Here is a 20,922-nt window from a genome sequence, read left to right as displayed (position 1 = left end):
GGACATACGCCAATACGTCTACTCTATTTATTCTACAATTTTTACACAATCTCTAAGCTTCTACTTCACAATCGCACCATTCGGCATACCTTCCGGTACGGTAGCCAGCGTAAGCTGATCTCCATGCGATGCTGCCAAAATCATACCTTGTGACAGCTCTCCACGAAGTTTCACAGGCTTAAGGTTGGTCACACAAATCACCTTGCGTCCAATGATATCCTCTGGGGTGTAAAACTTGGCAATTCCCGATACAACCTGGCGCTGCTCATAACCGAGATCAAGTTGAAGCTTCAACAGTTTGTCAGCCTTCTTCACAGGCTCACAGGCAATGACCTGAGCGACTCGCAGTTCTACCTTGGCAAAATCCTCAATGCCAATCTCTTCCTTCGCCTCTGGTGCCTCCTGGCCTGCCTCAGCCGCATTTTGTGGCTGAACTTGAGCCGTAGCTCCCTCCGGCTTCTTGCCTCCCGTCATTGCTTCCACAATGAAAGCAACCTCCTGCTCCGAGTCCAGACGCGGGAAAATTGGATTTCCTTTGACCAGCTGTGTTCCTTCTGGAATACGTCCAAACTGCTTGCCGCTATCCCATGTAGTTAACTCACCTTGGCTGATACCGAGTTGTTCCCAAATTTTATGAGGAGCACGCGTCAAGAACGGTTGCAGCAGGATGGAAGCGATACGCAGGCTTTCTACCAAATGCACCATGACGGATGCCAATTCGCGGCGTTTGTTCTCATCTTTAGCCAAATTCCATGGTTGCGTCTCGTCAATATACTTGTTGCTGCGGCTAATAAATTGGCTAATCGCTGTCAATGCCACGGAAAACTCCATGTTTTCCATCGCTTCTTCTACTTTACTGTAAGTCGATGTTGCCATCTCTACCAATGCTCCGTCGAATGCTGTTACATTCGCTTCATAAGCTGGAACCTTGCCTGCAAAATATTTGTCTACCATCGCTACGGTACGGTTCAACAAATTGCCCAAATCATTTGCCAGATCCGAATTCACCCGATCAACAAAACTTTCTGGTGTGAAGGTTCCATCCGCCCCGAAAGGCACCTCGCGCAGCAGGTAGTAGCGAAGCTGATCCAGACCATAACGGTCAATCAACGTGACCGGGTCTACGACATTGCCCTTGGATTTCGACATTTTACCGTCTTTCATAAGCAGCCAGCCATGTGCAAATACCTTTTTGGGCAACGGAAGATCCAGCGCCATCAGCATGATCGGCCAATATATCGTGTGGAAGCGCACAATCTCTTTACCTACGATGTGCACATTTGCAGGCCAAAATTTATCATACAGCTCAGTATTGGAGGAACCATAACCCAAGGCTGTAATATAATTGGAAAGCGCGTCAATCCATACATATACGACATGCTTCGGATCACCCTTCACTTTAATGCCCCAGTCAAAGGTTGTGCGGGATACTGCCAGATCCTCCAGCCCCGGCTTGATAAAGTTATTAATCATCTCTTTTTTGCGGGATTCCGGCTGGATAAACTGTGGATTCTCCTCATAAAATTGCAGCAACCGATCAGCATACTTGCTCATACGGAAAAAATAACATTCTTCCTTGACCAGTTCTACCGGGTGTCCACTATCCGGACTTTTGCCTCCAGCCACATTGCCTTCAGCGTCCTTCACCACGTCAACCAGTTGAGTTTCGGTGTAGTAAGTCTCGTCAGGAATGCTGTACCAGCCTTCGTATTCTCCCTTGTAAATATCGCCTTGCTTCAGCAAACGGTCAAAAATGTCCTGTACGACTGTCTTGTGACGTTCTTCTGTAGTACGGATAAAATCGTCATTGGAAATGTCGAGCTTCCGCCACAGATCTTGAATACCTGCCACGATATCATCAACGAAACGTTGCGGCGTTTTACCGGCTGCACTCGCCTTCTGCTCAATCTTCTGACCATGCTCATCCGTTCCTGTCAAATAGCGAACCTCATAGCCTCGCAGCCGCTTGTAGCGAGCCATCGCATCACCCGCTACCGTCGTGTAAGCATGACCTATATGGAGCTTGTCACTGGGATAATAGATCGGTGTCGTAATGTAAAATGTGTTCTCATGGGACATGTGTATTCCTCCTGTTTTGTTTCCTGTTACTCCAATTCATGATTTCGACACAAATTGGGCACAAAAAAGACCCCCGCCCCTATGGGACGAGAGTCACCTCACGCGTTACCACCCAAATTCCCTGTATCCTCGCAGACTACAGGCTTCACCGGTCACAACTGACCGCCCATTAACGCTGGATCACGCCTTTCCCTTACAATTGCCCCCACACTTGCACAAAAATGTTGGCAAATACACTCGAAAAAGGTTCCTCCAGGACCATATTCAGGCTTCGCTCCAGACCGGTTTGCAGCTAACTCCGGCTCTCTGTACTGGACTCTTGCCCTACTCATCCCTTCACAGGAAAACAATATTAACCAAAATATAACCAAATCCACGCAGCGATGTCAAGTCAGCCCCTTCCCAGCATCTTCTCATCATGATCAGCCAGCCGGTCTTCACCAGATTTATCTGCCCGTTTTTGGATAGGAGGAACCAAATCTACCCCGCCCGGATGAAAGGGATGGCACTTGGCTATACGCTTGGCAGCCAGCCATGAGCCTTTAAGCGCACCATGCACCTCTACCGCCTCCAACGCGTATGCCGAGCATGTTGGATAAAACCGGCAGGTCGCCGGCTTTAACGGTGAGATATAGGAACGATAAAACCTGATCGGAGCCTGAACCACTCTGCGTGTGGTGATTTTCATTTTAATAGCCCCCGTGGCTGTGAGTGTGACTGCTCGTCTGCCTGAATCCTCCATCAGAATTACTCTCATGATGCCCGTTTTTTTGTTGGCAATCTTTGCAATACCCAAAAATTTCAAATTTGTGCTCAACGATTTGGAACTGATCCGTCGTATCTGTCATCTGCATTGGGCAAAAAGAAATCGGTAATGTTTTTTGACAGCTCAAGCAAATCATATGATGGTGATGATGATGCTCATTACAGCTTACCTTGAACTTCATTCCATCCTCAAAAGATACCTGCTCAAGTACGCCCAACTCCTGCATTACACGCAGATTACGATAAACCGTATCAAAGCTGAGTCCACTATATTTTTTACCCATATATTCATAAACGTCTTTGGGAGACAAATACCCTTCATTCTCGGAAAATAACGTGGCCAGCGTCTTGCGCTGATCTGTAATACGCAGTCCTTGAGCGGACATGGTTGCGATAATTTCATCCTTTGTCAGCATGCGTTTCACCCTCCCCTGTCTGTAGTTTCAGGCTTTCTGATGCAGGCTTAGGCTTGCATCTATTTATTATACCACGATTAAAGTCAATATTATAAGAGATATTCGCACCTGTGAGTAAGAAAAAGACGTTCTCCAGGACTGCAAACAAATCCGCAGCAGGGGAACGCCTATATTCTGAAAGTGACATCTGACTTTTAAACGGTGAATGATGAGACCAAGTGGTCTAACTCGGTGAACAGCACCGGTTATTTATATTAGTTTTTAATAGCTGGCAATGGCATAACGACTACAGAAACCGGCAAGTTACTTCCTGCCGCTGCAGTGAAATACATCTCTACACTTTCCTCGATATGACCTGTACGATACAGCACACTCATCTCATTCGGTGCTTGCACAGAACCATTCGTTGGAATACCTACAACCTGATTGTTTACCATCGCATAACCGGCATATTCACCACCACGCGGGTTGAAAGCAATCAGGGAATACGGCGCTACATGGTCCAGTTTAACTTTATAGACGACACCAAAGTTACCGGCATTGGAAGCAGAAGAGCCGTCCAGACCGTCTGTACCCAGCAGGTTCGGGTCTACTTTATTGTCGCCGAGAACGATACGCTGGGCTGTTTTACCAACCTCTTCCGTATAATTGAGCGAGATATCGGAATTCGCATACGTTCCACGGTTATGAATGCCGTCCTTAGGCAGTTTTGCCAGAGTAGGCAGCGCAGTCAACGGATCTGCATTTGCGTCTAACACAACAACCGTGTATTGAATAGGCTGATCGGTATACAAATCGGACAAGAGAGAAATAACCTGTTTTTGCTTAATTTTTTGCGCATTCAAATCCTGTAAAATAACGCGGCTTTCGCCCGGATTCAGAACTGTGCTGGAACGTTTGCTTCCATCCAACATGGATTGAAAGTACCGCTGAATCGAAATCTTACCCGCAGCCGTCGCAAACTCAGATGGTCCGGCGAAACCGGAATTTTCGACATTCAGGTTGGCAGCCGTAATATTATTGTTGGTTGCAATAACGTACATTTTTACATCTCTGCCCGTTTCATTCACATGATGGACGAGTATACGTGTACTGCCTGATCCCGTTTCTTGATACACGATGCCATCCTGGAATACCCGTTCCGGACTGTTAGCACGGATCAGAAGACGTGGTGAAGACGTACTGGTCACTGGAATGGTAGCCATTGTAGGCACCTGACTGCCGTCTGCACTATATTTATCACCGTAAGGAGTAAAGATTTTGTTGAAATCATCTTCATTGTAGAGAAGTTCGTTTGTAATTTTAATCGTCTCACTTACAGTACCTGTTGCACCATGCTTATCAGTGACGGTCAATGTAATGGTCACGTCACCCGGTTCGAAAAATGCCAGTTTCTTGTTTACCCAATCACGCTTGGTGATCGCATTTTCATCATCTGTACTCAGATCCGTAATCGTGATTTTTTCACCCATTTTGTATTCTTTTTTATCTGTTGTAAACAGAGCCACCGGTGGCTGATTCGGCGGTCTCACCGTAATCGTAACCGAGTATGGATCACTCCAGTTCCCTGCGGAGTCAAGAACGGAATAGGTAACTACATATGTACCTGGCTCCTGAAACACGTCCTGCTTGCCTTCCCAACGTTGATTCACAATCGGAAGACCTGTAGGAGAAGATTCCTTCGTTAAATACGTAACTTGGGTTTCACCTGCATAGATATCTTTTTGCTGAACCGTGAAGGAAGCTTTAGGTTTCTGATTCAAATCCATAATAACCTGTTTCGTTGTATTATTCACAGTATAAGGAATATTTAAGGCCTGTGTAATAGAGGTCAATGGGACCATAAAAACGTTCTTTTGCTGGAAAGCTGGACCCTTCATTTGTCTAGCTTCACCATTAACGGTGTAAACCTTGCTGTCCGTCTTGAAGCGCAGCACATTTGTTCCTTGAGTGATTACAGTTTCTTTGGTAGCAGTATCATAACTGAACTGTAATCCGACGCGGCTGACAAGTGAACGGATAGCTACATAGGAAACGCCGTCCTTGACTGTCATAGGCTGAGTCGCCGTGTATATCTGTCCGTTCTGTTCCATTTTTGCGCTGTTCAAATACAAAATCAATTGATTTGCGCCCATGGACGTTGGAGAGCCACCAGGATTAGTGATCGTTCCATCCCCACCGTATACATCACTGGATACGTTTGATCCGTTGGTTGTATCTGTAGGCAAGCCAGACAATGGATCATTGGTTACGCCTGTATTATCAGACGTTGTCGTGCTGTTTGGTGTTCCCGTGCTATCTTGACCTCCGCTGCTATGCTGATCGCCGGATTCTGCGACATTGGCTTGAGCCTGCTGTCCGCTAACCGAATCGGTAGATTGAACGGTTGTTGTTGCTGCTTCTGCTCCTACAGGGGCTACTGCAGCCACCTGAGCTACCGCAAGCGCGGTGAGCATGGTCCACTTCTTGAAATTCATTGTCTGTCTCCTTCTATCCCAAATTATTATCATTCCCGTAAAAAGTCATACTATTAGACGCGGCAGTTACCAAAAAGTTGCTGGGAATTTTTCTTAATATGAAAATTAGAACCTCCTCCTGCGAATTCAAAATATTCAACAACAAAAAACCGCCGCCCATCTGATCTGATGTGGCGGCGGCTTTATAACAGTAAGTAGCTTTTGAGCCATCTTTCTTATGACGGGCGGCAAACAGCGTTCTTCTCTGCAGTCTCCAGACGACCCTCTTCAATGAGTCGATAAGCGCGTTGAACTTCTTCTTCAGTAGGGGACGGAACCCCTTCCAGCGGATACGCCTTACCGAGCATTTCCCATTTGTATACACCCATTTGGTGATAAGGTAAAATCTCGAACTTTTCGACTCCGTTCAACGTTCCGATAAACCGACCCAAATTCAATAGATCTTGCTCGTCATCATGAATGCCCGGCACAAATACGTGTCTAATCCACATTTTACGCCCTTGTTCAGATAACCAGCGCGCTGTACTTAGCATACGGTCATTGGACTTGCCTGTGAGCTTAATATGCTTGTCGTTGTCAATATGCTTAATATCCAGAAGCACCAAGTCCGTTACGTTCAGCAGATCTTGGATACGGCCCGCGTCATTAAAGCCGTTACTGTCCAGCGTCGTGTGCAAATTCCAACGACGCTTCACTTCTGTGAACAGCTCTGCTACAAAATGAGCTTGTAATGTCGGTTCTCCACCGGATACGGTCAAACCGCCTCCTGAAGATCGGTAGTAGGCTAAATACGGTTCTATTTCAGCCAATACCTCCTCCAGTGTCATCGGATTACCTTCATTTAAAGCCCAGGTGTCCGGATTATGACAATATTGACATTTCAACAAGCATCCTTGCATAAAAAGCACGAAGCGGATGCCGGGACCATCGACGGTCCCGAAGGTTTCCAATGAGTGTATGTGGCCTTTCAACATGTTGTATCATCCTTCCCGCATCCGCTATGCGTGCGTCGTTGTAATATATGATAGGTTAAGCCTAATTACATTGTACCGTGGAATGTACGGTTAATAACATCCAACTGTTGTTCACGAGTCAGCTTGATAAAGTTAACGGCATAGCCCGATACACGAATCGTAAGCTGTGGATAATTTTCTGGGTGCTCCATGGCATCCAGCAGTTGCTCACGAGCAAATACGTTGACGTTCAAATGATGCGCATGGCTTCCGAAGTAGCCGTCCATCATCGAAACGAGGTTCGTTTTGCGTGTTTCTTCTTCTTTACCCAGTGCTTTAGGCACGATGGAGAAAGTGTTCGAAATACCGTCCAGACTGTGCTCGTAAGGGAGCTTAGCTACGGAACTCAGAGATGCCAAAGCACCTTTTTTGTCACGGCCATGCATTGGGTTCGCACCTGGCGCAAATGGTTCGCCTGCTTTACGTCCATCCGGTGTTGTACCCGTTTTCTTACCGTACACCACGTTGGAAGTAATCGTCAGGACAGATTGAGTAGGAAGAGCATTCCGATAAGCTTTGTGCTTGCGAATCATACTCATAAAGGTCTCTACCAGTTCTACTGCGATGGTATCTACACGATCATCGTTGTTACCATAGCAAGGGTATTCACCTTCGATTTCAAAATCAACAGCAATCCCTTTTTCGTTACGGATTGGTTTAACTTTTGCAAATTTAATAGCGCTCAAGGAGTCAGTTGCAACTGACAGACCCGCGATACCACAAGCCATAGTACGAAGAATATCACGGTCATGCAGCGCCATTTCAATGCGTTCGTAGCTGTATTTATCATGCATGTAGTGAATCACATTCAATGTGTTCATATACAGTTTTGCCAGCCATTCCATCATAGGTTTGAAGCGGCTCAACACTTCTTCATAATCCAGCACTTCACTTGTAATGGCCGGGAATTCAGGCCCTACTTGAGCGCCGGATTTTTCATCCTTACCACCGTTAATGGCATACAACAGAGCTTTAGCCAAGTTGGCGCGAGCACCAAAGAATTGCATTTGTTTACCGATTTTCATGGCGGATACACAACAAGCAATACCATAATCATCGCCATAGATTGGACGCATCAGATCGTCATTTTCATATTGAATGGAGCTGGTTTCAATAGAAACTTTTGCACAATATTTTTTGAAACCTTCAGGCAATTGTTCTGACCACAGCACAGTCAAGTTAGGTTCTGGAGCTGGTCCCAAGTTGTACAGCGTGTGCAAGAAGCGGAAGCTGTTTTTGGTAACACGAGTTTCTCCAGTGACAGACATACCGCCAATAGATTCTGTTACCCATGTAGGGTCTCCACTGAACAGTTCATTATAGTCAGGTGTACGCAGGAATTTAACAATACGCAGTTTCATGACAAAATGATCGACCAATTCTTGAGCTTGTTCTTCTGTCAGCGCGTTTTCTTCAAGATCACGTTGAGTATAAATATCAAGGAATGAAGATACACGTCCCAGGGACATTGCTGCACCGTTTTGTTCTTTGATCGCTGCGAGGTAGCCAAAATATACCCATTGGAAAGCTTCTTTCGCATTATTGGCTGGTTTTGAAATATCAAAGCCATGTTCAGCAGCCATTTGTTTCAATTCATTCAAAGCACGAATTTGTTCGGAAATTTCTTCGCGAAGACGAATTACGTCCTCTTCCATAGCGTCAACTTCAAGGCTTTTCAGTTGAAGCTTCTTATCTTGAATCAAAAAGTCTGCTCCATACAGAGCTACACGACGGTAGTCACCAATAATCCGACCACGACCGTATGCATCTGGTAAGCCAGTGATAATACCAGCTTTACGAGCTGCTCTCATCTCATCCGTGTAAGCGTCAAACACACCTTGGTTGTGTGTTTTACGGATATGCGTGAATATATCTATAATGCTTTCAGGCACTTCAAAGCCATAGGCTTTACATGCGTCAATCATCATCCGAATTCCACCGAAAGGTTGCAAGGAACGCTTGAATGGTGCATCTGTTTGCACACCAACAATTTGTTCTTTATCCCGATCCAAATAACCTGGTTTATGTGAAGTAATAGTGGATGGCGTATTTACGTCTACATCAAGTACACCGCCGTTTGCCAACTCTTTTTTAGTAAGATCGGATACGATATCCCACAGTGCAGTTGTGTTGGCTGTAGGACCAACCAGAAATTCTTCATTGCCAACGTAAGGTAAGATATTCGTTTGAATAAAATCGTTAACGTTGACTTCTTTCATCCATTTGCCTTTTTTAAAACCTCTCCAGCCAGATTGTTGCCCTTGTAATTCTCTCTCAATCACCGACATGTAAATCCCTCCAATTGTTTGGTCTTCCGGACTTGTGATTTTTTTCACTAAAAATAAATCTCTTAAAGCCCGGCCTTTTCACCGATGCCTTACGCTCAGTGTCGGGACCTTTCTTACACCCTTATTGTAGAATAATGACAGAGTGTAGTATGTGATAAAAGTCACAATATAAGTGATTTTTATCACTTTATTTTCCCTAGCTTCACGCCCGTATCCTTATCCTTGCCGCTCACCTCCCTTCCCAAACCAACAGGCCCTCTATTATAGAGAGCCTGCGTAGTATTAAACGGGAAAATGCTTTGTTACAAGCCTCTTCTTACCTATATATTATTGGTCAAAACGTCCGTAGAAGGCATTCCGGTATACATCTGCCAATTCAGTAACCAGCGGCAGCTTCGGATTCGCAGTTGTACATTGATCCTCAAAAGCGCGGTCAGCCAAATAATCCACACGTGCTTCAAAATCCTTCGGATCGAAACCGAGTTGTTGGAACGATTCCTCGATACCGAGTGTTTTGTTCATCTTACGGATCGCTTCAATCAGGCTGTTAACTCCTTCTTCAGTGGTGCGAGCAGGCAATCCCAGTATGCGAGCAATCTCCGCATAGCGCTCATCCGCAACAAAATGCGAATATTTAGGGAACGAAGCGAATTTTGTCGGTTTTTTCGCATTGTAGCGAATGACGTGCGGCATCAAGATGGCATTCGTACGACCATGTGCTGTATGGTACTGACCGCCCCATTTGTGCGCAAGACTGTGGTTGATACCCAAGAATGCATTGGCAAACGCCATCCCTGCAAGCGTGGAAGCATTGTGCATTTTTTCACGAGCAAGCTTATCACCGGTCAGAGCCGATTGCTCCAGATACTGGAACACCAGCTGAATAGCCTTAATTGCCAGACCGTCTGTGTAGTCATTTGCCATTACGGACACGTAAGCCTCAATGGCGTGTGTCAGAACGTCCATACCTGTATCCGCTACAGCTGTTTTAGGCAGCGAATATACAAACACAGGGTCAATAATTGCCACATCAGGTGTCAACTCATAGTCAGCCAGCGGGTACTTCGTGTTGCCCAGGTTTTTGTCTGTAATTACCGCGAAAGAAGTAACTTCCGAACCTGTACCCGAGGTTGTAGGAATGGCTACAAATTGTGCTTTTTGGCCCAGACGTGGGTACTTGTAAATCCGTTTGCGAATATCCATGAATTTTTGTTTCAGGTTGTTGAAATCTGTATCTGGATATTCATAGAACAGCCACATGCCCTTCGCCGCATCCATTGGGGAACCGCCGCCCAGTGCGATAATGCAATCCGGTTGGAAACGTCTCATCATTTCGGTACCGCGTTCTACTGTAACTGTCGATGGATCTGGCTCTACTTCAGAGAAAACTTCGATAGCTACCGGTGTTTGGCGTTGGTGCAAATAATGAATGACACGATCCACATAGCCAAGCTTCACCATCATAGGGTCTGTAACAATAGCTACACGTGTGATATCAGGCATTTTAGCAAGATATTGAGTCGAATTTTTTTCAAAATAAACTTTGGAAGGTACTTTGAACCATTGCATATTCACCGTCCGCTTCGCCACCCTTTTCACGTTAATCAAATTGACTGCCGATACGTTCGACGAAGTTGAGTTACGTCCGTACGAACCACAACCAAGCGTCAACGATGGAAGGTTGGTGTTGTAGATGTCACCGATCGCACCATGTGTGGAAGGTGCATTTACAATGATACGGCCTGTTTGCAGACGGTTTGCGAACCGGGCGATAACGTCCTCATCGCTCGAATGAATAGCGGACGAGTGACCCATGCCTCCAAACTCCACGACTTCAGCAGCACGTTGAATACCTTGTTCAGCATTTTTTACTTTATAGCAAGCCAATACGGGACTCAATTTTTCCGCGGACAATGGGTATTTTGTTCCTACCCCTTCAATCTCAGCGACCAAAATTTTGGTTCCTGCCGGTACGGTGATACCGCTCATTTCAGCAATTTTTACAGCAGACTGTCCGACGATAGCCGGGTTCACTGCACATTTCTCTACATTCATAGCTCCTTGAGTGAGCTTAGCTGCTTCTTCTTTATTTACAAAATAGCAACCGTTAGCGATCATCAATTTTTTCACTTGTTCGAAGATTGGCTCTTCGATAATGACTGCTTGCTCGGAAGCACAGATCATACCGTTATCAAAAGATTTCGAGAGAATCAGATCGGTCACAGCTTGTTTGATGTCCGCTGTCTTTTCAATGAAGCAAGGCACGTTACCAGGACCTACGCCCAGAGCAGGTTTACCGCAGCTATATGCCGCCTTAACCATACCTGATCCACCAGTTGCCAGAATCAGTGCCACATCCGGGTGATTCATAAGTGAATTTGTCTTATCCATCGAAGGAGCTTCAATCCATTGAATACAGTCAGCAGGAGCCCCGTGTTTAACGGCCGCTTCAAGCAAGACGCGGGCTGCTTCCGCACTACACGATTGAGCGGATGGGTGGAAACCGAAAATGATTGGGTTACGTGTTTTAATGGCAATCAACGCTTTGAACATTGTAGTCGAAGTCGGGTTTGTCACTGGAGTGATCCCCATAATGATGCCGACTGGCTCTGCTATCTTTTGAAAACTGTCAAAATCATTATCTTCAATGACACCGACGGTTTTTTCATTTTTGATGCTATGGTAGATATATTCTGTTGCAAACATGTTTTTAGTGATTTTGTCCTCGTACACACCGCGCCCTGTTTCTTCAACAGCCAGCTTCGCCAGGTACATGTGTTTATCCATCCCTGCGAGTGCCATAGCTTGTACGATTTCGTCAATCTGTTCCTGATTCATACTCATGAAAGCTTGCTGTGCCCGGTTCGCCCGGTCAATCAGCGTTTGAATATACTGCTCTGCGCTTTGCTCTTTTTGGATAACCTCGTTTTTAACAGCCATTTCCCTCATCCTCCTGTTATCTCGTGTACTATCTCTTGTTCACGCACTGATCGTAACATAGCTTTTCAAGATATTTTGTGATTTTTTTCACAATCTATTTAAAATTTTTATTTTATGAAGTGAATTAAATCACAAAGTTTGAAATTCTGCCACTTTTACCCCCTCTTCTTGCCCCAAAAACTCATAGCACAGGTATATAATGAATTTGAATTGATCAAGTTGCAGATAAAAAACATAGGAAACAAAGGGGAAATGGACGATGAGAAACCCTACAAACGTAATGGAAGCTCGCGGTAACACCTGTTGCTTCTCGGAGGCCAGCTTCAACCGGCTGCAAGTGATGATGAAAGATCGAGTCATGCCAGAAAGCTCGCATTTGTTTTGGGAAGGAGATACAGCGGATAAGCTGTTTTATATCAAACGCGGACGCGTGAAAGTTACAAAAACAACAGATGAAGGTAAGGAACTTATTCTATATATGTACCAAAGCGGTGATCTTGTGGGTCAAGCTGATCCATTTTTCGGAACTAAACATTCCTTTTCTGCTGAGGTTCTGGAAGACAGCGACATTGGTGTAATTGATCATACAGACCTGGAGCTGCTCATTTGCCAGCATTGCGATTTTGCCATTGACTTTATGAAATGGATGGGGTCGCATCACCGCATTACTCAGACCAAGTTCCGCGATCTGATGATGTACGGTAAGCCCGGAGCCCTTTGCTCAACACTTATTCGGTTATGCAATACCTATGGCGAGCCTCACGGTGATTATATCCTGATTCATAAAAAAATTACTCATACCGATCTTTCCAATATGATCGGTGCCACCCGGGAAAGTGTAAACCGGATGCTAAGCGATCTGCGTAAGAAAAATGCAGTTGAATATGATAACGGCATGATTGTTGTCAAGGATCTGGAAATGCTGCAAAGCGTATGTCATTGTGAATTGTGTCCACGTGAGATCTGCCGAATTTAGTTAATCTTACCTAAACAAACGGGAGTGTTTTATGCCATTCTGGCTATAATACACTCCCTCATTTTATTTCCTATTCTCCCCAAAAAGCAACTAACGACATACCTTCTTGGTCCATCCCACTCGTTAGAACTGAAAGCACAGGTAACTTAAATTTCCCATCTCATAGCTTCTATGGATGACCTTGGCCTTGTTCGCTGGATTTCCACTCCCCATTGCAATAAACAAAGGCACAAAGTGCTCTGCTCTTGGTACCGCCTGACGAGCATACGGCGCTTCGCTTTCGTAGCGATCCAAAGCCTCTAAATCCCCATTTTGCACCTTGTCTATAATCCAGTCATCAAAATCAATGGCCCAAGGCTCTGTTTTCGTGGCTCCCCATTGGACGATGCGCAGATTATGGACGGTTACACCACTGCCAATGACCAGAATATCTTGTTCCCCCAGCCCGCGCAGTACTTCACCAATGGCATATTGTGCTTTGGGCGAAAGATATGGATTTACTGAAATCTGAACCACGGGGATGTCTGCCTCAGGATACATCCGGTGCAATAGTGTCCAAGACCCATGATCCAGTCCTCTTACCTGGTCAGTTTGTACATCAATGCCCTTTTGTTCATATAATTCTTTCAGCTTATTTGCCAGTTCTATTGAACCATGTGCATGATATTTCACCGCGTACAGTTCCGGCGGGAAGCCGCCAAAATCATAAATGGTATCATATACGTCATCCATCGAGCTGATGGTCAATGCCTGCGTCTCCCAATGGGCAGTGAAAATAACAATAGCCTTGGGATGAATACCCTTTCCTAATCGCTCCAAAAAAGCAGTATAGTCGGTCTGTTCAATAGCAAGCATCGGTGACCCGTGGGCCAAAAATAAAGCTGGTGTCATTTAAAAATCCCCTTATCATTCATCAATTTATTTTTTTCAATAAGTAACTTTATGTAAGTCATAATACATAAGTAACAAGGTTATGTCAATAAAGGGTTTTGCATATACTTAAAGATCAAACATTTGTTAAATAAAGATTGATCTAGGTATAAAGTCATAGTAATATATAACTAATAAATTTTAAAATCTCATCACATTTCGATATAAAGGACTGGTTTCTATGGAGATACATACTGCTAATTGCCCAAAATGTGGTTCTGTTTTCCGTCAAAATCTTAGAAACCTGTGCAACACTTGTATCCAGGAAGAAAATGTATTCTTTGACCGATGCTCCAATTATTTATGGAAGCACCCTGCTACGCACACCCGCCAGCTTAGTGATGCAACCGGAACACCCATGAATTTGCTCACAGATTGGGTAAGAGCAGGCAAGTTTCCCTCCACATACAGCCAACTTGATTATCCTTGCGAGTCTTGCCAATCCCCCATTTATGCAGGAAGACTGTGCCATTCATGTCTAGGTACATTTCGTACAGCCGCATTGGATATTCAAACTCGTATCCCACGCCGCACGGTAACTGGATTATTTTCAATTGCAGGACGCGTCAAAAGTTTTTAAGCGGACTAACTTATCTATATTGATCATTGCGGTGTAGCGGAAAATAGCCCCTGCATACAAAAAAATAAAAACAGCCTTTTTCTAGGAAAAGGCTGTTTTGCTATGAAAAACGCTCATTTGGTTTGGTGCTCATCTAATCCATTCCTCAGCCCAAAATTGAATCTGCTCCATTACTGGCTGAAGTGCACGGCCTTTGGTTGTAAGCTCGTATTCAATGCGGACAGGAGTTTCCGGGTATACATGACGTATAAGAATCCCTTCATTTTCCAAATCTTTCATCCGCTCTGATAACATTTTGTCACTCATTGTGGGAATCAGATTGGAAATATCCTTAAACCGCTTGGGGCCGCTCATCATGGACTGAATAATCAATCCGTTCCAGCGCTTTCCCAGACATGAAAAGGCGGTTTCAAAACGCGGACACATTTTTGTAAATTGCGGTTGACCCTCCAAATTTTTCACCTTCTTTTGCATTTCGGTTTGATAAAGCTTTCCTTTTGTTAGTATATATCATTTTAGCATACTTTATCCCGAAAGAAAACACTTTCTTCTTAAATTAATACCTGCTCCGATAAAGTTGCCATGACCAAAGCTGATTATACAACAACAACAGCAACAGGTATATGTCTAAATCGTTAAATGAAAAGACAGGCGGAATCTCCCGGGATTCTGCCTGTCGATCTATTCATTATTAAACCTATTGAGACACGATGAATGTCTTTATACCAGCACTTCACCGAGAGGTCTTATTGCCTCGCTCCTACCATATATTGGATTAATTATACCTGTCGAGCAGGCCCAACGTATGCTATTCGCAATAACCTTCAATATATCAGGCTGGTAATAGGTCGGATATGTTTCATGTCCGGGACGGAAATAAAATATTTTACCACTGCCTCGACGGAAAGTACATCCGGTTCTGAATACCTCACCACCTTCAAAGTTACTAACAAATATCAGTTCATCCGGCGTAGGAATATCAAAGAACTCCCCATACATCTCTTCGTGCTCCAACAAAATTTTGGAATTTACTCCTTTTGCAATGGGGTGTGATGGATTTACAGACCAGATAATCTCCTGTTCGCCTGCAACTCTCCATTTCAGATCACAACTGGTGCCCATCAGAGCCTTGAATGGCTTGGAAAAGTGACCCGAGTGCAGAACGATCAAGCCCATGCCATCCTGTACTCGTTTTACAACACGAGCTGTAACTTCATCACTCACCTGATCGTGGGCTTTATGCCCCCACCACAGCAGCACATCTGTGGAATTCAGGACTTCCTCTCCCAAACCATGCTCAGCATCATCACGCAGAGTAGCCGTTCGAATAACAAATTCCTCACTGGCCAGGCCGTCTGCCAATGCCTTGTGTATCCCGTCAGGATACACCTGTTTTGCCTCATCATTCTGCTTCTCGTTCAGAAATTCATTCCAAATGGTGACGTTAATCATCCACATTTCCCCCTATTAGGTTATACCCACCACATCTCGCTCAGCGGTTCTTCAATAAGAACCTGACGAAGATTGTGAACGGCCTTAGTAAAACCTTCCTCTACGGACATCAGACCATCTTCATGCTCAATGCTTACCACATAATCGTAACCTACCAGACGGAGAGCACTGATGATATCCGCCCAGGTTTTAACATCATGTCCATAGCCAACGGTACGGAACTGCCATGCGCGATCCAGCATATTGGTATATTCCTGCATATCGGTAAGTCCGTATTTATTCACATTGATCGGATCAATCGTCGTATCCTTGGCATGAAAATGATGAATGGCTCCTGCTCGGCCTAAAATTTGAACCGCCTGCACCGGATCAATGCCCTGCCACCACATATGGCTCGGGTCCAGATTGGCACCAATGACCTCCCCGACCGCTTCACGCAGACGAAGCAAGGTTGCTGGCGTATGAACGGAAAAGCCTCCGTGTAGCTCCAGTCCAATTTTTACATGGTGATCTGCGGCAAATTTCCCCGCCTCGCTCCAATAAGGAATAATTTTGTTCTCCCATTGCCACTTTAGCACTTCCTGAAAATCATTAGGCCACGGAGCTACCGGCCAGTTCGGATACTTCGCATCCTCATGATCACCTGGACAGCCAGAAAAAGTGTTGACAACAGGAACTTCCAGCTTTTCAGCCAATTGAACGGTTTTAAGAAACGTTTCATGGTCTGCCTGAGCCAAGTGTTTTTGCGGGTGAAGAGGGTTGCCGTGGCAGCTAAGCGCACTAATCGTGAGTCCCCGGGACTCCACTGCTTTTTTGAAATTTTTGAGTGCCGTTTCGTTGTCCAGCAGTTCATCTGGCTTGCAGTGCTTATCTCCCGGATTGCCACCTGTACCGATTTCTACAGCATCCAGCCCTTGGGAAGCTACATAATCCAGTGCTTCCTCCAATGAGCGTCCGCCGAACAACACCATAAATACTCCAAGTTTCAAAAGAAATCCCTCCCTGTATCATATGTGAAAAAAGCGGCTTTAATCAAAATAAACTGCCTTCCCCGTACGTGCCGATTCATAAATGGCTTCCAGAATTTCAGTGACAACCAGTGCTTGTTCCGGCTTCACAAGCGGCTCTTTGTCGTCCAGAATGGATTCGATCCACAGACGGGCTTCCCGGTCTGCCTCATTTTCCGTTTCTCCGGAGTAAAAGGCCACACCGCCCGCATCCAGATCTATTTTCGTATCAAACAAGCGGCTATTCTTTTCTCCGTTAATGCGCAATCCATCCTGCATATCGGCTCCGCCTTCCGTTCCGCATAGCAGTGTCTTGGCTTCGCCAAATTCTACAACGTTTAATGCCCAGCTGGATTCCAGTACGATCGTAGCTCCATTTTGCATCGTAATAAAACCAAAAGCAGAATCCTCCACCTTAAATTCCTCAGGATTCCAAGGTCCAAAGGCATTCGCCGCATTTTTACGGTCCCCCAGCTTATGGAAGGTTGAGCCCATTACACTTTTAGGCTTGTAATTATCCATCAGCCAGAGTGTCAGATCGAGCGCATGCGTACCAATATCAATAAGCGGACCACCGCCCTGCTTCTCTTCATCCAAGAATACTCCCCATGTCGGAACCGCGCGTCGACGCAAAGCGATGGCTTTGCCCAGATAAATTTCACCAAGCTCTCCCTGATCAACCAATTGCTTCAGATACAAACTATCATCGCGATAACGGTTTTGATACGCAATGGACAGCTTTTTACCTGTACGATTGGCTGCAGCGAGCATTTCCCGTGCCTGCTCCGCAGTTTTGGCCATCGGCTTTTCACATAGCACATGCTTACCTGCCTCAAGTGCGGCGACCGTAATTTCGGAGTGTGAGTCGTTGGGCGTACATACATGTACGACCTCAATGTCTTTATTTTCAAGCAGCCTACGGTAGTCACTATAAACTTGGGAGCCTTCAGCACCAAACTTTGTTGCGGCCTCCTCAGCGCGTCCCGGAATGATGTCACAAAAAGCAATGATCTCTGCACGCTTTTGCTTGGCAAGACTCGGCAAATGCTTGCCGTTCGCAATCCCCCCACAACCAATAATCCCGACTTTGAGTGTTTTAGACATGAATATTTCCTCCCTGAGCTGCGTAGTGTTGGAGCCACTTAAAGCTAGTTTCAATGCTTTCGATTGGAGGATTTGAGCTGAAATCCTGTTCCACCACAATCCAATCCACGCCTGCCTGAATAGCGGCGTCAGTAATAGCCTGAAGCTGTACTTCTCCTTGGCCAAGCTCTACGGTAACTGCTTTTTGATGTTCGTCACGTGCCATATCCTTTAAGTGAATGATAGGCAGGCGACCGCGATAACGTCCGATGTATTCCACTGGATCATAGCCTCCATAGTATACCCAACAAGTATCCATTTCGACCTGTAACAAATCAGCGGGAACTGCATCATATATAGCATCAAATACTGGACGATCACTGATTTTCTCCGTCATTTCAAAATCATGATTATGATAAGCCAAAATCAGTCCCTGTTCCTTCACCTTTTCACCAATACGATTCAGATTGGCAAAAAGTTCATCCCACTGACGCTGTTCGTCGGTTAAATAAGGAACGATCAGGTACTTATTGCCCAATTCTTTGTGATAAGCAATCTCCTCATCCAAATGATCCAGCAAGCGAGTATATGGCACGTGAGTTCCGACAACTTCCAGCTTCAATTCATCCAAAAGCGCTTTGACATCCTTGGCACTGCGCCCGAAAAAGGTATGAAATTCCACCCCTTTATAGCCAAGCTCAGCGACCTTGCGCAATGTACCTTCAAAATCCTGTTCAAGATCTTCCCTTACACTGTACAATTGCAATCCTACTTTAGCCATTTCCCTTCACCTCTTCTATTTGGATGGGTTTACCGTTATATCTGCTCCATCATACAAATCCTCGTCCGGCTCAAACGTGCTCTCCAAAGTTATATGCTTTCCTTCCAATGAGGAGCGTTGAAAAGCATGCATGGCTTCCAACACATGGTAGGCTAGCTCCGCATTGGCACGATGGTTCTTTTCATTGCGAATGGCTCTCACCATCTCGCCTGCACCTATTCCACGCTCATTTTTCCCACATTCAAAAAGAGGCTTCAACACCTCCGCATTTTCCTCTCCAGACCGACGAAGCTTGACATCGCCGTTAAAAAAGTTAGGGTCCGGTAGATTCAAAGTCCCTTTTGTTCCGTAAATTTCAATTCGCGGCAGCTCGGAAGCTCCCTGAATATCAAAGCTGGTGATTAGCGTTACGATGGCTCCATTATGAAAATCCAGGGTCCCGGCCAGGTGTGTTGGTGTCTCCACTTGCAGTGGCGTGCCGCTTTTGGGACCGGAATGTATATAACGTTCCGGAATCTGAATCCCTACGGAGCCGCTGATTCGCCGAATGGGTCCAAGCAGGTGGATCAGCGAGGTCAAATAGTAAGGCCCCATGTCAAACATCGGCCCACCCCCAGCAGCATAAAAAAATCCCGGATTTTCGTGCCACCACTCTGGGCCCCTACCCATTAAAAAGGCCGTAGCTGCTACTGGCTGACCAATCATTCCAGTCTGTATGGCATGGCGTGCCGTCTGAATCCCAGCACCGAGAAATGTATCCGGAGCACAGCCGACACGTAGATTTTTAGCTTGGGCTAGCTCCAGAACGCGTTTGCCTTCCTCCAATGAAACCGCCAAAGGCTTTTCACTGTACACATGCTTGCCTGCCTCCAGTATTGCCACATCCGTCAGTGCATGGCTGCCAGGCACAGTCAGATTAAATACAAGCTCAATCTCAGGCTGGCGCAGCAATTCATCTACTTTGTATGCGTTTTCAACGTTGAATTCATCGGCCCTCGCCCTTGCCCTTTCCTCCAGCAGGTCAGCGACAGCTACCACTTCAATAAGCGGGCTGTTTCTTAGATTTTCAAGATATATCGAACTAATGTTACCGCAGCCGATGATCCCGGCCTTCATTCGTTCCACGTCGTCACACTCCTTAGCTTCTAACATCCGCTTTGTTATATAACATGTAAGCTTTACAGTTCACATGGTATTCTATTTCGCTTTCGTTTAAAATGAATAATATGATTAAAACATGAACAATCTGGTCAATATTTGAAACAGCTAATTGCCCAAAGGAGTCATCATATGTCTATCGTCGAGTCTTGTCAGGTTCTTACCGCAGGCTATTCCTTTCATCGTAAACCCTTTTATTCGAACCAGCCTGATGGGATTAAAAATTATTTATTTCGACTGCAAACAGACGGACGCTGCCAGGCCCGCATTAATGGAAAAATGACACGAATTGAGGCGGGAGACCTGTTGCTGTTTAGTCCAACCGAGCCCTATGAGCTGGATATTCACAATGAGTTGAATTCCATGGGTGAACAGATCGTGGAAAGCGGGGATTATCACATCTTTTTCGGTGGCTCCTGGGTAGATGAGTGGTGGAATCACCACAAACGTCCCAACCGAATCAAGGTTCAGCTCACAGAAGCCCTGCTCGGCCTATTTCGCCAGCTTGTGATGGAGCAGCGTCGTATTTCCAATCCTTACCCGGAAATTTCAAGCTATTACATACGCATCTTGTGTTTGGAGTTCGACCGTATGCTGTCCGAGCATCCTATTGCTACCCATCATAATTACCTAGCTTATCAGATTAAAAATTATATTGAGGAAAATGCATCCTCCAACTTCAAACTGGATGACGTATCTTCACATGTCGGCATTAGCGTGTCGCGGGCCGTACATCTGTTCAAGGAAACATTCGATACCAGCATTATGCAATATACGCTGGACATCAGGCTCAACATGGCGAGGGAGCGAATCATTTTCAGTCCTATGTCACTGGAACAAGCCGCCGAATCGTCCGGCTTTGCAAACTACACGTATTTTCACCGTGTATTCCGTTCCCGCTTTGGCATGTCTCCCAAGGAATTCAGGGTGATTCACCGCGAGCAATTATAAATAAAAGAGAGCGTTTGCTTGAACGC

General features: G+C 45.4%; 16 protein-coding genes. 2 read left to right on the top strand and 14 right to left on the bottom strand.

Going from position 1 to position 20,922, the window contains the following annotated elements:
* Nucleotides 1-60: 60 nt before the first annotated feature.
* The 7 genes from metG to adhE form a co-directional block, all read right to left on the bottom strand.
* Entirely contained in the window at nucleotides 61-2,079 is a 2,019-nt protein-coding gene (gene metG, locus BAZ21_RS09375; protein ID WP_068499309.1) for a methionine--tRNA ligase, read from the bottom strand.
* A gap of 391 nt (nucleotides 2,080-2,470) precedes the next feature.
* A complete protein-coding gene (gene yidD, locus BAZ21_RS09370) occupies nucleotides 2,471-2,767 on the bottom strand; it encodes a membrane protein insertion efficiency factor YidD (RefSeq protein WP_068499306.1) in 297 nt (98 codons plus the stop codon).
* A 1-nt stretch (nucleotide 2,768) separates the two neighbouring features.
* Nucleotides 2,769-3,260, bottom strand: a complete 492-nt coding sequence (locus tag BAZ21_RS09365; protein WP_068499304.1) for a Fur family transcriptional regulator — start codon at nucleotides 3,258-3,260, stop codon at nucleotides 2,769-2,771.
* Between the two features lie 254 nt (nucleotides 3,261-3,514).
* Nucleotides 3,515-5,737: a copper amine oxidase N-terminal domain-containing protein gene (locus tag BAZ21_RS09360; protein WP_068499302.1), complete on the bottom strand. Its 2,223-nt coding sequence runs from the start codon at nucleotides 5,735-5,737 to the stop codon at nucleotides 3,515-3,517.
* 215 nt (nucleotides 5,738-5,952) lie between these two features.
* Complete coding sequence (gene pflA, locus BAZ21_RS09355) at nucleotides 5,953-6,711, bottom strand: pyruvate formate-lyase-activating protein (protein WP_068499300.1); 759 nt, start codon at nucleotides 6,709-6,711, stop codon at nucleotides 5,953-5,955.
* 65 nt (nucleotides 6,712-6,776) lie between these two features.
* Entirely contained in the window at nucleotides 6,777-9,038 is a 2,262-nt protein-coding gene (gene pflB, locus BAZ21_RS09350; protein WP_068499297.1) for a formate C-acetyltransferase, read from the bottom strand.
* 327 nt (nucleotides 9,039-9,365) lie between these two features.
* Nucleotides 9,366-11,978 carry a bifunctional acetaldehyde-CoA/alcohol dehydrogenase gene (gene adhE / locus BAZ21_RS09345; protein ID WP_068499295.1) on the bottom strand — a complete coding sequence of 871 codons (2,613 nt, stop codon included), beginning with the start codon at nucleotides 11,976-11,978 and terminating at the stop codon, nucleotides 9,366-9,368.
* Nucleotides 11,979-12,237: 259 nt separating this feature from the next.
* Here adhE and BAZ21_RS09340 point away from each other — a divergent pair, with 259 nt between their 5' ends.
* Nucleotides 12,238-12,954 carry a Crp/Fnr family transcriptional regulator gene (locus tag BAZ21_RS09340; protein ID WP_068499294.1) on the top strand — a complete coding sequence of 239 codons (717 nt, stop codon included), beginning with the start codon at nucleotides 12,238-12,240 and terminating at the stop codon, nucleotides 12,952-12,954.
* A 123-nt stretch (nucleotides 12,955-13,077) separates the two neighbouring features.
* Here BAZ21_RS09340 and BAZ21_RS09335 read toward each other — a convergent pair whose 3' ends face one another.
* The 7 genes from BAZ21_RS09335 to BAZ21_RS09305 all read right to left on the bottom strand — a co-directional run bounded on the left by BAZ21_RS09335 (nucleotide 13,078) and on the right by BAZ21_RS09305 (nucleotide 19,912).
* Complete coding sequence (locus BAZ21_RS09335; RefSeq protein WP_068499290.1) at nucleotides 13,078-13,845, bottom strand: DODA-type extradiol aromatic ring-opening family dioxygenase; 768 nt, start codon at nucleotides 13,843-13,845, stop codon at nucleotides 13,078-13,080.
* 748 nt (nucleotides 13,846-14,593) lie between these two features.
* Nucleotides 14,594-14,938, bottom strand: coding sequence for a winged helix-turn-helix transcriptional regulator (locus BAZ21_RS09330; protein WP_068499287.1), 345 nt, complete (start codon nucleotides 14,936-14,938; stop codon nucleotides 14,594-14,596).
* A 246-nt stretch (nucleotides 14,939-15,184) separates the two neighbouring features.
* Entirely contained in the window at nucleotides 15,185-15,916 is a 732-nt protein-coding gene (locus BAZ21_RS09325) for a ThuA domain-containing protein (RefSeq protein ID WP_068499284.1), read from the bottom strand.
* Between the two features lie 20 nt (nucleotides 15,917-15,936).
* A complete protein-coding gene (locus BAZ21_RS09320; RefSeq protein WP_068499281.1) occupies nucleotides 15,937-16,905 on the bottom strand; it encodes a sugar phosphate isomerase/epimerase family protein in 969 nt (322 codons plus the stop codon).
* Between the two features lie 39 nt (nucleotides 16,906-16,944).
* Nucleotides 16,945-18,027 (bottom strand): Gfo/Idh/MocA family protein, encoded by a 1,083-nt coding sequence (locus BAZ21_RS09315; RefSeq protein ID WP_068499278.1) that lies wholly within the window; start codon nucleotides 18,025-18,027, stop codon nucleotides 16,945-16,947.
* Nucleotides 18,020-18,787, bottom strand: a complete 768-nt coding sequence (locus BAZ21_RS09310) for a sugar phosphate isomerase/epimerase family protein (protein ID WP_068499276.1) — start codon at nucleotides 18,785-18,787, stop codon at nucleotides 18,020-18,022. The genes BAZ21_RS09315 and BAZ21_RS09310 overlap by 8 nt, the downstream gene beginning before the upstream one ends.
* Before the next feature lie 15 nt (nucleotides 18,788-18,802).
* Nucleotides 18,803-19,912 (bottom strand): Gfo/Idh/MocA family protein, encoded by a 1,110-nt coding sequence (locus BAZ21_RS09305; protein WP_068499275.1) that lies wholly within the window; start codon nucleotides 19,910-19,912, stop codon nucleotides 18,803-18,805.
* Between the two features lie 165 nt (nucleotides 19,913-20,077).
* Between BAZ21_RS09305 and BAZ21_RS09300 the strand changes: the two genes are divergently transcribed.
* A complete protein-coding gene (locus BAZ21_RS09300) occupies nucleotides 20,078-20,896 on the top strand; it encodes an AraC family transcriptional regulator (protein ID WP_068499273.1) in 819 nt (272 codons plus the stop codon).
* Nucleotides 20,897-20,922: the final 26 nt, after the last annotated feature.

The sequence above is a fragment of the Paenibacillus kribbensis genome, from assembly GCF_001705305.1.
GTDB classification, from domain to species: domain Bacteria; phylum Bacillota; class Bacilli; order Paenibacillales; family Paenibacillaceae; genus Paenibacillus; species Paenibacillus kribbensis_B.
The sequence above is the reverse complement of the archived record's forward strand: the minus strand, read 5'-3'. Positions and strand labels throughout refer to the sequence as shown.